The organism is Shinella sp. M27 (genome assembly GCF_049199905.1).
Lineage (GTDB): Bacteria > Pseudomonadota > Alphaproteobacteria > Rhizobiales > Rhizobiaceae > Shinella.
Genome location: NZ_JBLZPK010000003.1, coordinates 78,194 through 93,083 on the forward strand (window position 1 = coordinate 78,194; position 14,890 = coordinate 93,083).

Consider the following 14,890-nt stretch of genomic DNA (forward strand, 5'->3'; position numbering starts at 1 on the left):
TAAAAAAGGGGAACACCAGAATGAGCAATGACCTCAAAAGCATCCCGCTCTCCCGCCGGAGATTTCTGGGCGCGGGCGCCGCGCTGATCGCTGCGCCGGCCATCATAGGCCGCGCATCCGTCGCCTCCGCCGAGAAGAGCTTCGCGGGGGAAGAACTGATCGTCATGTCATGGTCCGGAAACTACGAGACCGTGTTCAAGGAAACCGTGATCGACCCATTCAACGCGCAATATGGAACTGCGGTAGAAAGCACCGGCGGCTGGGACCAGATGGTACCGCAGATTCTGGCCGCGCCGGCAGACACGCCGCCTTTCGATATCACCATAGGCGAGGAATATGTGTCCATCCAAGGCATCGCCCAGGGTCTGTTCCTCAAGAACGAAGTGGCTGCTCTTCCCAATCTGGGTGCCGTCTATCCCTATTTCGACGAAACCCGGCCGGGTGCGGAGGGTTTTGGCGTGCCCTTCGCCATCGGCACCTGCATGCTCCTCATGCGCAAGTCGCTCGACATCGCGCCGGACAGCTGGAACCTCCTGTGGGACGAAAGGCTCGCGGGGAAGGTGACTGTGGATGGCTCCGCCTGGCACTGGCCGCTCTCCCTGACGGCATTGACCAAGGGAGCGAGCCATAAGATCGACGAGATGTATTCTTTGGCAAGCGCTGAACCTTTTTTTGCCGAGATCGACAAGCTGCGCCCGGCGCGCTGGTACATGACGGGTGCGGAACAGGCGACCGTGCTCAATCAGGGCGAGGCGGACGCTGCGCAGACCTATTCCTCCGACGCCTTCGGTTTCCTGCAGGACAGCCCTGACGAATATGTCGCCGCCGTGCCGAAGGAGGGCACCTCGGGCTGGACGGACCGCTTCTTCAAGGTCCGCGGCACGCGGCACAACGATCTCGCCAATCTCTTCTCCAACTATCTTCTGGAGAAGGAGACGCAGGACCGCTTCCTGTCGAAATCCATGGTCTTCATGTCTCGCAAGGACGTCACCGCTCCCGATCACTCAAAGGACTATCCGCGCACCAATGAGGACGTTCACGGCCGCTTCCAACTCATCACCATGAAGGGCTGGGAGAAGATCACCGCCGACTACGCGACCTTCGACAGCCGCATGAAACTGTCCATCTCCCGGTCGGCCGATCAATGATCCGCTCCGAACCAGCTCTCGAACTCGACCGGCTCCACCGTGCTTATGCCGCGGTGGTCGCGGTCGATGATGTCACTCTCTCGCTTGCAAAGGGCGAGTTTCTGACCCTGCTCGGCCCGTCCGGCTCGGGAAAGACGACGACGCTGCGGATGATCGGCGGCTTCGAGGCGCCTGATGGCGGTGAAATCCGCATTAATGGCGCCCCGGCACAGCACCTGCCGCCTTATCTGCGCGACACGGCGACGATCTTCCAGTCGGGTGCGCTTTTTCCGCACAAGACCGTGGCGGACAATATCGCCTTCGGCCTGCGGATGCGGGGCGTGCCGCGCGACGAGATCGCACGCAGGATCGCTGAATCGCTCGATGTCGTAAGGCTCACCGGCAAGGAGGATCGGTATCCCGAACAGCTCTCGGGTGGCCAGCGCCAGCGCGTCGCGCTTGCCCGCTCGCTTGCGGTCCGTCCGTCCGTGCTGCTCTTCGACGAGCCGCTCTCCGCGCTGGACCTGTCGCTGCGATTGCAGCTGCGCGCGGAAATCCGCCGTCTCCACCAGCAGATCGGTTTCTCCGCAGTTTACGTCACGCATGACCAGGACGAGGCGATGGCCCTGTCCGACCGGGTAGCCGTGATGAACCGTGGGCGCATCGAGCAGATCGATCGCCCGGATGTCGTCTACGGCGCGGCCAGCACGGAATTCGTCCACGGCTTCGTTGGCGAAAGCTCCTGTCTCGACATCCTCGCCGACGCGGAGGGGTATCGTGACAGCGGCCGTGTGCCTCTTCCCTTGGCCCTCGCCGAGCGCCTGCCGCCGGGATCGCACCGGCTCTATTTGCGTCCTGCGCGCCTTCGCCTCGGGCCGGATGCGGACGCCGCGCCCAACCGGCTGCAAATGCGCGTCGATACCGTCGAATATCTCGGCGACAGCTGGCGCTACCACCTGGCTGCCGGCGAGGTTGCGCTGGTCGCCGATCATCATGCGGATCTGGGTTTCGGTCCCGGTGCGGATGTTACCCTCGGCTGGGAGGCCGCGGCGATGCGGATATTCTCATGAGACGGCCCGGCGAAAGCCGCCTGGCGGCCTGGCTTGTGATGGCTCCTGCGCTCTGTCTCTCCGTCGCGGGCTTCGGGATTCCGGCGCTCTACATGGCGCGCATGAGTTTCAACGAGCACGAGCCGCAAACCGCCTTCTTACCCGGCTTCACCTTCGAAAACTATCATCGGCTGGTGTCCGATCCGCTGATCCTCACGGTCATCTGGAACACGGCGCGCCTTGCGCTCGTCGCCTCCGTCGCCACGGTGGCCATTGCCTATGCCTTCGCGCTGCTGGTCTGGTTGCGGCCGGGGCGCTGGCGTCTCCTTTTCGTCGGCGTCGCGCTGCTTCCCATGCTGGTTTCGGAAATCGCGACGATCTTCGGCTGGTGGACGATCTTTCCCAAAAACGGCCTGCTCAGCTATGCGCTGGTTTCGTCCGGGCTCTTCCAGGACAAGATCAGCCTGATGTACACCGAGAGCGCCGCGCTGGTGGGGCTCGTCTATGTCACGCTGCCCTATTGTTTCTTCATCCTGCTGTCCGTCTTTGACGGGCTCGATCGCCGCACGCTCGAAGCCTCGGCCGACCTCGGCGGCCCGCCCTGGACGACCTTTGCCGAGATCATCCTGCCGCAGACGCGGGTCGGCTTGCTTGCTGCCTTCGCGCAGGCCTTCATCTGGACGATGGGCGCCTACGCGACGCCGCTGGCACTCGGTCCCGATACGCTTTGGACGCTCGGCTATTTCATCCAGGACCAAATGCTGGGCAAGCACCACTGGCCGATGGCCGCAGCACTCTCCATGGCACTCACCCTCGCGGTATCGTTGATGATCCTGCTCGTTCGCTGGCTGCAACCTGAACAGAGGTCGCTCCATGTCTAGCCTTGTCCGTGCCTCCTCGCCGCTGGGCGGCCGCCTGCTGCGCCTTGCGGGAATTGCCTTTTGCCTCACGCTGGTTGCTTACATCCTGATCCCGATTATCGTCACGCTCGTCATGTCGTTCAGCGGCAGTCAGCAATTGCGGTTTCCCATCACCGGCTGGTCGCTGAAATGGTACGTCACGTTCGCGAGCAGCCCGCAATGGGTGCGCGCGCTGACGAACAGCCTTTTCATCGCCACCGGCACGATGGTTCTGTCCACCTGTACCGGCGTTGCCGCCGCATGGGTCTTCACCCGCCATCGGTTCTTCGGCGCGTCGGCGCTATACCTTGCCATCGTGGTTCCGCTGTTCATGCCAGGCGTTGTGCTCGCACTCGGCATCGCCATGACCTTCAGCAGGATAGAGATGTTCGGCGCGTCGCCCTTCGGCTCGCCCTATCTGGTGATCCTTTCCCATTCGCTCTGGGCGATGCCGCTCGTCTTCCTGTTGATGGAGGCGGTGTTTCGCACCCTTGACCAGCGCCTTGTCGAGGCCGCCTTCGATCTCGGCGCGCGGCCGCTGCGCGTCTTTGTCGAGGTCGTTTTGCCGAGCTGCCTGTCCGGCATCCTCTCGTCGGCGCTCTTCGCCTTCGTCATTTCGCTTAATGAATTCATCATGGCGCTCTTCCTGACGGACCGTGATAGCCAGACTTTGCCGGTTCTGATGTGGCTGTCGCTGCGCTCGGCCGCCACGCCGCAACTCGCCGTCGCCTCCATGACGCTGACCGCCGCCGTTCTCCTCGGTCTGGCGCTCATCGCGATCCTCACCACGACAAGGCTGCGTCCGCAGTCCCGCTGACCGCCGCGCCACCCCGCATGACAACCAAATGGAGCTTTGCGCCATGTCCGCCGATATGATCATCGAGAATGCCAGAATCCTGACCATGGACCCGTCTCTTCCGCGCGCGGAGGCCATCGCCGTCAAGGACGGCGAGATCCTGGCCATCGGCGAGCGGGCCGCGATTCTCGGCCTGTGCAACGGCTCGACCGAGATGGTCGATGCGCGGGGCGCAACCGTCCTGCCTGGGTTCATCGAGTCGCACATGCATCTTGCCTGGGGTGCCATGGGACTGGGCGGTCTCGATCTGGGAGCTGTGCGCGGCTTCGATGCGCTGGCGCAGAAGATCGGCGACCATGCGAAGGCCAATCCTGAGGTTACGGTGCTTCGTGCCAACGGTGCGGATCACGAAATACTACCCAATGGCGAGCGGATCACGCGGCATCATCTCGACCGCATCGTTGCCGACCGCCCCTTCGCCATGACCGCGGCGGAGGGGCATACGATGTGGGCCAACACCCGTGCCTTGGAGGCGGCCGGCCTGCTGCATGGCAGGGATCTGCCGCCCGGCAACGAAATCCTCATGGGCGCGGACGGGCTTGCCGGCGGCGAGTTGCGGGAATGGGGCGCCTTCGAGCCCGTGCTGGAGCTGAGCGGTGAACTGCGCCTGTCGCTCGGTCTCATCACGGGCGGGGAGCCGGATCGTCCACCGACGGACGCCGAGCGCGCGGCCGACAGGCAGATGACCAAGCGCGGCCTTGACTATTGCGCGAGCCAGGGCATCACGTCGCTGCACAACATGGACGGCAATCTCTACCAGCTCGAACTGCTGGCCGAGATCGAAGCCGAAGGCGCGCTCTCGGTGCGGGCCCAGATTCCCTTCCACTACAAGAATTTCATGACGCCCGATGTGCTGGAAAAGGCCTCCATCATGGCCGAGCGCTACCGGTCCGAATGGCTGTCCTCGGGCATGGTGAAGGCCTTCATGGACGGCGTTCTGGATAGCTGGACGGCCTACATGGACGAGCCCTACGCCGACCGCACCGATTGGCACGGCGAGCCGCTGTTCACGCAGGAGCGTTTCAATGCCTTCGCCGCCGAGGCTGACCGGCGAGGCCTGCAGATAGCGGTGCATGCTTGCGGTGACGGATCCGTGCGCTCCATCCTCGATGGCTACGAGCATGCCCGCCGCATAAACGGTGCGCGCGACAGCCGTCACCGCATCGAACATGTCGAGGTCATCCGCCCCGCCGACATCCAGCGGCTGGTCGACCTCGGCGTCATCGCCGCCATGCAGCCGCAGCATCCGCCGGGCGCAATGAACCTGCCGCTGGAGCCCACGCTGTCACGCGTCGGCCAGGCACGCTGGCCCTATGCCTGGGCCTCACGCACCCTGCGTGAAGCCGGCGCCCACATTCCGTTCGCCTCCGACTGGCCTGTCTCACCGATCTCACCGATCCTCGGCATCCAGGCCGCTATCCGCCGCAAGCCTTTTGCTCCAGGCTATCCCGCCCAGGATTGCACGCTGATGGAGGCGATCGCGGCCTATACGGTTGAGGGTGCTTATGCCCAATTCATGGAACACCGCAAGGGCCGCCTCAAATGCGGCTATCTCGCCGATATCGTCGTGCTTTCCCACGATATAGAGCTGATGCAGGCGGATGTTCTGCACGAGGCGGAGCCTGCGATCACGATTTGTGGCGGCAAAGTCAGCTATCGCAGAGGCGCTTAGTCGGCCATTAGATCCGCGATTAGAATCTCGAGTCCGTGCGCATTCTGCAACAGCGGGGCCGCCGGTTCGCATCCGTTCAAGAGCTTTTTTCAAACCTAAGACTGTCGGCGGCGTCCTGCTGACTTTGAGATATGCGGCGATGACCTCGTTGGCCATCAGCAGGGCGATGGACATAGAAGCGACGTGGGCGAGTTTCGCCCTACCGCGTCCAGCCTTCGTTACTGGTAGACCAGTTCAACAAGGTCAGACGACAACAACACGTACGATAATCAGTCCGCATCACATGGTGCGCGCTTCGTTGTGCATTTTGTGGGTTTTTTGCATATTGACAATTTCCACAAATCCAACATAAATCCACATAACTGGAGATGAAGGTCGTGGATTTTTCGGTTCTTGCACTCAGATCGGCACTTGCTAACGGCGGCCTCACGTCCGAGGCGCTTGTGCGCGAAAGCCTTGAGCGCATCCGGCGATTGAACCCGATCCTTAACGCCTTCAGTCAGGTCTATGAAACGGAAGCGCTGGACGAGGCGCGTGCCTGCGACCGGGAGCGGACACAAGGCCGGTTGCGTGGCCCGCTTCATGGCATTCCGATGGGCGTGAAGGATCTTTTCTTCGTCGCTGACAGGCTCTGCCAACGCGGCTCTGCCGCCTACAAGGATTTCGCTCCCAAGGCGACGGCGCCGATTGTCCAGCGGATGATCGATGCCGGATCAATCATGATCGGCAAGACGACGACAACGGAGATGGGGTGGTCCGGCTCCGGATACTCGCAATTCTATGGGCCGACGCGCAACCCTTGGAGCCCGGAACTGACGAGTGGCGGCTCGAGTTCCGGTTCCGGTGCGGCGCTTGCTGCGCGCATGGTCCCCTTCACGCTGGGGTCCGATGGCGGCGGCTCCGTGCGCATCCCGGCGGCCTTTTGCGGCGTTTTCGCCATGAAGGGTTCGCTGGGGCGCGTACCGGCCTGGCCGTGGAGTGCCACGGAAATGCTGTCTCATGCCGGTCCGATGAGCCTTTCGGCCAAGGACAGTGCCGTCCTGTTCAACGTCGTCAAGGGACCGGATCCGCGCGACCATCAGGCGCTGCCCGATGACGGCGCCGATTATACCGTGCCACAATCTCTCGGTTCGTTGTGCATCGGCTTCGCGCCGAGCCTGTTCGGCTTTTCGGTCACGCCTGAAATCGACCGGGTGGTGCGGCAAGCCGTTGCGACCCTTTCGGCGGCGCTTGGTGTTGATATCCACACGGTCGTTCCGGACTGGCAGGATCCGATCCGGATTTTCGAAACGCTCTGGGTCGCTGGCCGTGGCGTCGCCTATGGTGCGCAGGCGGATCTCTCGGCTTTCGGCAGCGGTTTCCGCGGTCTCGTCGAAGCTTCGGCACGCTACAATCTCGCCGACTATCTCTGGGCGGCCAAGGCGCGCGCGGAATTCGCCGGCAGCGTCCACGCACTTTTCGAGGATATCGACCTGCTGCTTCTGCCCACCGTGCCGGTCGAGCCTTTCGCCGCCGACCGCGAGGCACCGGAAGGTTTCACGTCGCCGTCCGAGGTGCTGGCCTGGACCGGTTGGACGCCCTTCACCTATCCGTTCAACCTGTCCGGCAACCCTGCGGCCTCGCTGCCCTGCGGATTGACGGTGAATGGCCTGCCGGTCGGCCTTCAGGTCGTTGGCCGGCGGCATGCCGATGCGCTTGTCATGGCGTTTTGCCAGCAGGCCGAAGATCACCTTTTCCAAAATAAAATACCTCCGCTTGTCGTTGCTGGCGACAAAGCGGGGTGGGGAACACCCAGCAATCCAACTGCGGAGAAATCGTCATGCAATTCAACAGGAGAGCATTCCTAAAGAGTTCCGCGCTCGCTGGCGTCGCCGTCGGCCTTCCGGTCCTCAACACTGCCTTTTTCGTCAATCCGGCGCATGCCGCCGAGGGCAAGGTCCTCAATTTCATGTCGGCGGAGAACCTGACCGGCAACTGGGATCCGTCCTCGCACACCACGCTCGCCCAGATCAATCTGGAGAGTTTCGTCTTCGGCTATCTCACCCGTGCGCCGATGCGGCCTGACAAGCCGGACGAGCTGGTGATGGAACTGGCGACCGACATGAAGCTCGTCGACGAGCACACGCTCGAATTCACGCTGCGCGAGGGGGTGACCTTCCACGACGGCAAGCCTTTCACCGCCGAAGACGTGAAGGCGACTTTCGAATATGCCAGCCAGCCCGACCGGCCGGCAGCCTGGTATCCCGGCCCCTGCGAGGTCGAGGTGGTGAGCGATAATGTCGCCCGCATCAAGACCGACAAGGGCGGTTACCCGGCGAGCCTCTTCTGGTTCCTCTCCGCCTTCCTGCCGATCATGTCGGCAAAGGATGTCGCCGATCCGAAGACGCTGTCCTCCCGTCCGAACGGCACGGGTGCCTTCAAATTTGCCCGCCAGGACGGCAATACCACGGTGCTTGAAGCCTTCGACGGCTTCTATCTCGGCAAACCGGCCATTCCCGGCATCAATTTCAGCTTCGTCGGCGATGCGACCACGCGCACGCTGGCACTGCTCAACGGGGAGGCGGATCTCATCGAACGTCTCGAGGCCGAGCAGGTCCAGACCATTGAGGAAACCGGCGGCTACAAGCTGAACAAGGCGGTTTCCGTCGAGAACAAATATCTCTGGTTCCGCTGCTCCAAACCGCCCTTCAACGATCCGCGCGTGCGCAAAGCGGCCGCCCATGCCATCGACCGCGCCGTGTTGCTCGATATCCTCGGTGTTTCCGGCCACGCCTCCAAAGCCTGGATTTCGCCGGTCAAGTTCGGCTACGTCGATACGCCGAACTATCCGGAATACAATCCGGAGGAAAGCCAGCGGCTTCTGGCCGAGGCGGGCTTCCCGAAGGGTGAGGGCCTGCCGGAACTCGAATACATCACCTCGGTCGGCTTCTATCCGAAGACCAAGGAGTATGGCGAGGTCATCACGGCCATGCTGCAGGAGCAGGGCTTCCCGGTGAAGCTCAATGTCATGGAAGTGGCGGCCTGGAACGAGCGGCTCTACGACCGTCCGGGCGGAGGACCGGGGCACATGATCGACTGCGGCTGGTCGACGGGCTCGCCGGAACCGGACCTCGTGCTGCGCACCCATTTCCATTCGATCTCGAAGCGCATCTGCGGCATTGACGACAAGGATCTCGACGCGGTGCTCGACAAGGAGCGCAACACGCTGGATCCTGCCGAACGCAAGGCGGTGATCCAGAACGAGGTGATGCCGATGCTGGCCGACAAGGTGCCGGCGCTGTCGCTTTTCACCTCGGTCTTCATCCACGCCATGCGCGAGGGTCTGGACGGCATGTACTTCTATCCGAACGGCATGATGGACGCGAACAAGGCGACCCTCGCCTGATGGCAAGCGGCGGCCGTCCCTGAGGGGCGGCCGCTCCATACCGATCAGTGCAAGGGGAGACGCATGTTCGTCCTATCGTTCCTGGTGAGACGCGTCCTGCAGGGAGCGCTCATCATTCTGCTCGTGACCTTCATCATCTTCACGCTCCTGCGCGTGGTGCCGGGCGATCCCGCGCGCCTCATCGTCGGCGGCATGGCGCCGGACGAGGTGGTGGCGATGAAGGCCAAGGAGCTCGGCCTCGACCGACCCATTCCGGTCCAGTTCGTGTCCTATCTCGGCGATCTCGTGACCGGCGATCTGGGCACGTCCTTCGTGCGACCGAAGAGCGGGGCAAGCCTCGGCGGCGCATCCTTCGATGATGCCACTCGTGAGGAGCGGGCCAAGGTGCTGGATCTTATCCTCGCCACATTGCCGATGACGCTTCAGCTGGCCGCCGTCGCCCTTGCTTTGGCTCTGCTGGTAGCTGTGCCGCTCGGTACGCTCGGCGGACTCTATCCGGGAAAGTGGCCGGACAAGCTGGCGCTTGCCATCGGCTCCATCTGCGTATCGACGCCGAATTTCTGGCTCGGCATCGTCCTGACACTGTTCCTGTCGGTGAAACTGAAATTGCTGCCGGCCATTGGCTATCGCGGCTTCAGCTATACGATCCTGCCGGCGATCGTGCTGGCCGTCGAGATCGTGCCGTTCATCCTGCGCACGCTCACCGTTTCGGTGGCGCAGGTGATGCGCGAGGATTTCATCCAGCTGGCGCCGATCCGCGGCCTTACCCGCAGCCGCACGATCTTCTCCCATGCGCTCGGCAATTCGGCGATCCCGCTCATCAACCTGCTCGGCGTCCAGCTCGGCATGCTGCTCGGTGGTGTCCTCGTGATCGAGTTCATCTTCGACTATCCCGGTCTTGGCCTCCTGACGATCAACGCCGTGCTGCAACGCGATTTCCCGCTCATCCAGGGCATCGCCATCTTCATTTCCGTGATGTTCGTGATGATCAACGTCCTCGTCGACCTCATCGCGATGACCATCGATCCGAGACTGGAGTATTGACGTGGCCGATATCGCTCATGAGACCGTTGCCGCGCGTCCGGCGGTAAAACGGGGTGTCACCCCCACCCGGCGCATGCTTCAGATCGCGGCCGCACGCACGGATTTCCGCATAGGCCTGATCGGTTTCGGCCTGCTCGTCGGGTTGGCGATCTTCCTGCCGCTGATAAGCTCGATCGACCCGATCAAGATCGCCTACGGTTCCAAGCTCCTGCCGCCGTTTCCGGCAGAGGGCTGGAAGTGGCCTTACCTTCTCGGGACTGACCAGCTCGGCCGCGACGTGCTGATGCGCTGTCTGGTGGGCTTACGTTATTCGCTGCTGATCGGTATCACCACCGTTGTCCTGATGTTCGTCGTCGGCTGCAGCTTGGGCCTCTATGCCGGGTTCCGCGGCGGCTGGGTGGATGCCGTCATCATGCGGCTCACCGACGCGCAGCTCTCGATCCCGATGATCATTCTCGCCATCACCATTCTCGGCGTTTCCCGCCCGACGGTGCCGGCGATCATCCTCGTGCTCGGCCTTTCCGGCTGGCCGCTCTATGCTCGCGTCGCCCGCTCCGTGGCGCTCGGCGAGCGAAGCCGCGGCTATGTTCTGGGCGAGCGGGTGCTTGGGGCTTCGGATTTGCGTATCATGCTGCTCTTCGTGGCGCCCGTCGTTCTGCCGCCGATCGCCTTCGTCGCGGTGCTCGACATCGCCCGCATGATGATCTTCGAATCCATTCTCGGTTTTTTGGGCCTGGGCGTGCAGCCGCCCACGCCGACCTTCGGCAATGTCATCGCCGATGCGCGGAAGTACCTTCTGAATGCCTGGTGGATCGCCACCATGCCCGGCGTCTTTATGCTGGTTTCGCTGACCTGCCTCAACCTGATGGGGTCGGCGCTGGAGCGCGCGCGCAATGCGGTTCTGCGAGGAGAAGCGTAATGCCCGGTCCCATTCTCGCCGTCTCCAATCTCAGTGTCGACCTCGATCGGGAAGGCCGCAAACGGCGCATTGTCGATGATGTCAGCTTTTCTCTGGCGCCCGGCGAAGTGCTTGGCCTTGTCGGCGAGGCCGGATCCGGCAAGTCGGTGCTGGCTCGTGCGCTGGTGCGCGCTGTGACGACACCCCTGGAGATCGCGGCCGGCAAGGTTGTCTTCGAGGATAAGGACGTCCTGGCGCTGCCGCCGCGCGCGCTCTCCGCCATCCGCGGCAACCGCATTGGCTTCATCGGATCCAATCCGATGGGCTCGCTCGATCCGCGCTTGCCCATCGGCCAGCAGATCGTCGAGAAACTACGCTGCGTGCGACCGGAAATCGGTCGGGCCGAGGCGCGCGAGAAGGTGCTGGACCTGCTTGCTCGTGTGCACATTCCGTCGCCGGTTGCTCGCTTCCACGAGGCGCCGTTCCAGTTCTCGGGCGGCATGATGCAGCGCGTGATGATCGTGGATGCGCTCGTTTCCGATCCCTCGCTGGTGATCGCCGACAATATCACCCAGCCGCTCGACGTGACGGTGGCCGCCCAGATCATCCGTCTCATCGACGGCTTGCGGCAGAGCCTCGACACTGCCTTTCTCTTCATCTCGTCGTCGTTGCCGGTGGTGGCGCAGATCGCCGAGCGTACGCTCGTCATGCAGCGCGGCCGTATCGTGGAGGAAGGCCGCACGGTGGAGCTCGCAGCAACTCCCCAGCAGTCGTATACGCGCGCGCTGATCTTACGCATCCCGTCGATCTGGAAGAATGTGGCGGCCCCGCCGGCGCGAGAGGGCGAGGCGGTGCTGACCGTCGACAACGTCATGCGCTCCTACCTTGTGCGCCGCCGTGGTTCCTTTAACGCCTATAACGAGGTGAAGGCGGTGCGCGACGTCTCCTTCACCGTGAAGGCCGGCGAGAATTTCGGCATCGTCGGCGAAAGCGGTTGCGGGAAATCCACCCTGACCCGCCTTCTCGCCTGGCTGGAGCAGCCGGATGGCGGCCGCATTACTTTTCTCGGCAAGGACCTCTCTCATCTTTCCGCTCGCTCGCTGACCGAAATGCGCCGGTCTTTCCAGCTGCTTTTGCAGGATCCCTATGGGGCGCTGCCGTCGGGCATGCCGCTCCAGCGCATGATCGAGGAGCCGTTGCTCATTCACGGTGTCGACCGGGCGGAGGTGTCGCGGCGAGCACAGGAGGCGATGGCCGAGGTGGGGCTCGACATGGAGCTTGCCGATCGTCTGCCGGTGGGCCTGAGCGCCGGCCAGCGCCAGCGTATCAACATCGCCCGCGCGCTGGTGTTGAAGCCGCGCCTGCTCATCCTCGACGAGACGCTGTCGGCGCTCGACCAGGTGGAGCAGGCGGAGCTTCTGGATCTCTTCAACCGGCTGCAGGCAACACACGGATTTTCCTATGTGTTCATTTCGCACGACCTCGCACTCGTGCGCCGGATGTGCCACCGTATCGCCGTCATGTATCTCGGGCGCATCGTGGAGTTGGCCGACAACAGCACGCTTTTCGAAAAGCCGCACCACCCCTATACACGGGCGCTGCTGAGCGCCATGCCGACGCTGGAGGATAACCGTTTTCCGCGTGTTCGATACCTGCTCGACGGCGAGCCGCCGAGCCCGATCGACTTGCCGCTTGGCTGTTCGTTCCGCTCGCGCTGTCCGCGTGCGCAGGGCGACTGCCAGAAAACCGACCCGCCGCTGCTGGCTCTTGCCGGGGGCAACTACGCCGCCTGCCTGCATCGGCACGAGGCGCTGCATGAGGAGGAAGCCGTTCATGTCGAGTGAGATCCGCAAGGAGGTCATCCTGGAGCGCCTGGACCGCGATCAGCGTGTCAGTGTGCTCGAGCTTTCGGCTGAATTCGGCGTTTCCGGGGAAACGATCCGGCGCGATCTGAAGGATCTCGAGGCCGAAGGAGCCGTGCGGCGCGTGCATGGCGGCGCCATCCCGGCAGGCCGTACCGCCGATACGCCGATCACCGAACGCATCAAGCTGAACGCGCTGGAAAAAGACGGTGTGGCGAGCCTTGCGCGCGATCTCATCATCGACGACTGCGTCATCTTCCTCGACACCGGCACGACGACGCTGGCGCTCGCCCGCCGGCTCGTCGGCTTCAAGAAACTCAGGCTCTACACGAATTCTCTGCGCATCGCGCAGGCGGCCTGCGAGCATTTCGGCGTTCAGGTGCTGATGACGCCGGGGCATCTGCGCCCGGTGGAGCAGGATCTCGTCGGCTATGACACCATCGCCTACATCCAGCAGTTCCATTTCGACATGGTCTTCATGGGCGCGGCGGCGGTGAATGCCGATTATGGCTTCATGGACTTCGAAGAGGACGAGGCGCGCATCCGTCAGGTGCTGCTGAAGCAGACAACGCGAAGCGTGATGCTCGCCGACCATTCCAAATTCGGCAAGGTCGGCAATGTCATCACCGCGCCTTTCAGCCGGGTTCATACGCTGGTAACGGACCGCCGCCTGCCGGATGCTCTCATGTCCGCCGTTCAAGCCGAGGATCTGGAGATCATCCATGGATAGCGCGACGGTGACGGCCGGCTCCAATGTGATCGAGATTTTCGACCGGATGTCGGCGATTGGCGCGCATCCGGGGCAGGGGATCACACGGCTGGCGGCGAGCGCGGAAGATGGCGCGGCGCGTGGTCTTTTCGCTGACTGGATGGCCAAAGGTGGCGCCCGCATTGCGACGGATGCGATCGGCAACCAGTTCGCCTGCTTCGATTGGGCGGGGGAAGGAGCCGGCTGGATTTTCGCCGGGTCGCATCTCGACAGCCAGCCGCGCGGCGGGCGTTTCGATGGCACGCTTGGCGTTCTTGCGGCCGGCTGCGCCGCGCTCGATCTCGATGCGCGGGTTCGCACCGGCGGTTTTCGGCCACGCCGGAATCTCGCTGTCGTCAACTGGACGAATGAAGAGGGCGCGCGCTTCCAGCCGAGCCTCACCGGCAGCGGGGTCTTTTCAGGCGCCTTGCCGCTGGAAGAGGCGCTCGCTCTCGAGGATGGAGCTGGCGTGGCGTTGCGCGATGCTCTTGGTGCCATCGGTGTGACCGGTGAAACGGGCAAAGTACCGCCGCGCCCCGACGCCTATGTAGAATTGCATGTCGAGCAAGGCCGTATTCTGACGGAGGCCGTGCGGCGTATCGGCGTGGTCGAGGGAACCTGGGCCGCGCGCAAGATCACCGCAGCCTGGATCGGCCGTGCGGCTCATACGGGGCCGACCCCGATGGCGGATCGGCGCGATGCCCTTCTTGCCGCAGCCCAGGGCATCGCGGCCTTCGAGGCCCTTGTCGCTGCGCATTATCCCCATCTCCATCGCTCGGCGGCGCGCCTCGTCATCGAGCCGAATTCGCCGAATGTCGTGGTCGAGCGCGCAATGGTCTGGTTCGAACTACGCGGTCTCGATGTTGCCGAACTGGGGAATGCGGGGGCAGTAGCAATCGCTGCGTTCGAGAAGGCGGCGCGGGAAACCGGCACGCGATTGGAAATCGCCGCCGACGTGCTGCGCGCGCCTGCCGGCATGGACGATCGTCTGGTGACGCTTGCCGGCGAGACGGCGCGTCGCTGCGGCTTCGAGCCCTTAAGCATGCATTCCGTGGCCGGGCACGACGCCGTCGCTTTGCAAAATACGGGCATTCCGTCGGCCCTGATCTTCATTCCGAGCGTCGATGGCGCCGCGCACCATCCTGACGAATTGACACGCCCGGAGGATGTCGAGGCCGGCCTCACGGTTTTGACGGAGATGTTGCGGCGGCTCGCCGAGGGAGAGTTTCATGCAGAACGATGAGGCGATACACTCCGCTCTTGCCGCCGTCGGCCTGTCCGGTGCGGTTCTCTCTGCACCGCTCGCGGGTGTTGTGTCTCCCGTCCATCGAGCCGTCGAGAACATCTGCT

The 14,890-nt window shown here is 63.4% G+C and carries 12 protein-coding genes; all 12 read left to right on the forward strand.

Features of this window, described 5'->3' with window-relative positions:
* The first annotated feature begins 20 nt into the window (after nucleotides 1-20).
* On the forward strand, nucleotides 21-1,148 hold the full coding sequence (locus tag ACOZK4_RS00820; protein ID WP_421589912.1) for an ABC transporter substrate-binding protein: 1,128 nt from the start codon (nucleotides 21-23) through the stop codon (nucleotides 1,146-1,148).
* A complete protein-coding gene (locus ACOZK4_RS00825) occupies nucleotides 1,145-2,197 on the forward strand; it encodes an ABC transporter ATP-binding protein (protein WP_421589913.1) in 1,053 nt (350 codons plus the stop codon). The genes ACOZK4_RS00820 and ACOZK4_RS00825 overlap by 4 nt, the downstream gene beginning before the upstream one ends.
* Nucleotides 2,194-3,057: an ABC transporter permease gene (locus ACOZK4_RS00830; protein ID WP_421589914.1), complete on the forward strand. Its 864-nt coding sequence runs from the start codon at nucleotides 2,194-2,196 to the stop codon at nucleotides 3,055-3,057. The genes ACOZK4_RS00825 and ACOZK4_RS00830 overlap by 4 nt, the downstream gene beginning before the upstream one ends.
* Nucleotides 3,050-3,892, forward strand: a complete 843-nt coding sequence (locus ACOZK4_RS00835) for an ABC transporter permease (RefSeq protein WP_313524611.1) — start codon at nucleotides 3,050-3,052, stop codon at nucleotides 3,890-3,892. Before ACOZK4_RS00830 ends, ACOZK4_RS00835 begins: the two co-directional genes overlap by 8 nt.
* A gap of 43 nt (nucleotides 3,893-3,935) precedes the next feature.
* On the forward strand, nucleotides 3,936-5,603 hold the full coding sequence (locus ACOZK4_RS00840) for an amidohydrolase (RefSeq protein WP_421589915.1): 1,668 nt from the start codon (nucleotides 3,936-3,938) through the stop codon (nucleotides 5,601-5,603).
* A 377-nt stretch (nucleotides 5,604-5,980) separates the two neighbouring features.
* Nucleotides 5,981-7,450, forward strand: a complete 1,470-nt coding sequence (locus ACOZK4_RS00845) for an amidase (RefSeq protein ID WP_421589916.1) — start codon at nucleotides 5,981-5,983, stop codon at nucleotides 7,448-7,450.
* Nucleotides 7,423-8,988, forward strand: a complete 1,566-nt coding sequence (locus ACOZK4_RS00850) for an ABC transporter substrate-binding protein (RefSeq protein WP_421589917.1) — start codon at nucleotides 7,423-7,425, stop codon at nucleotides 8,986-8,988. Before ACOZK4_RS00845 ends, ACOZK4_RS00850 begins: the two co-directional genes overlap by 28 nt.
* A 63-nt stretch (nucleotides 8,989-9,051) precedes the next feature.
* Nucleotides 9,052-10,032: an ABC transporter permease gene (locus tag ACOZK4_RS00855; RefSeq protein ID WP_313524622.1), complete on the forward strand. Its 981-nt coding sequence runs from the start codon at nucleotides 9,052-9,054 to the stop codon at nucleotides 10,030-10,032.
* Nucleotides 10,033-10,042: 10 nt separating this feature from the next.
* Nucleotides 10,043-10,951 carry an ABC transporter permease gene (locus ACOZK4_RS00860; protein ID WP_421589952.1) on the forward strand — a complete coding sequence of 303 codons (909 nt, stop codon included), beginning with the start codon at nucleotides 10,043-10,045 and terminating at the stop codon, nucleotides 10,949-10,951.
* Nucleotides 10,951-12,774 (forward strand): dipeptide ABC transporter ATP-binding protein, encoded by a 1,824-nt coding sequence (locus ACOZK4_RS00865; RefSeq protein WP_421589918.1) that lies wholly within the window; start codon nucleotides 10,951-10,953, stop codon nucleotides 12,772-12,774. The genes ACOZK4_RS00860 and ACOZK4_RS00865 overlap by 1 nt, the downstream gene beginning before the upstream one ends.
* Nucleotides 12,764-13,522 carry a DeoR/GlpR family DNA-binding transcription regulator gene (locus ACOZK4_RS00870; RefSeq protein WP_421589919.1) on the forward strand — a complete coding sequence of 253 codons (759 nt, stop codon included), beginning with the start codon at nucleotides 12,764-12,766 and terminating at the stop codon, nucleotides 13,520-13,522. Before ACOZK4_RS00865 ends, ACOZK4_RS00870 begins: the two co-directional genes overlap by 11 nt.
* Entirely contained in the window at nucleotides 13,515-14,783 is a 1,269-nt protein-coding gene (locus tag ACOZK4_RS00875) for a Zn-dependent hydrolase (protein WP_421589920.1), read from the forward strand. The genes ACOZK4_RS00870 and ACOZK4_RS00875 overlap by 8 nt, the downstream gene beginning before the upstream one ends.
* Nucleotides 14,784-14,890 lie beyond the last annotated feature (107 nt).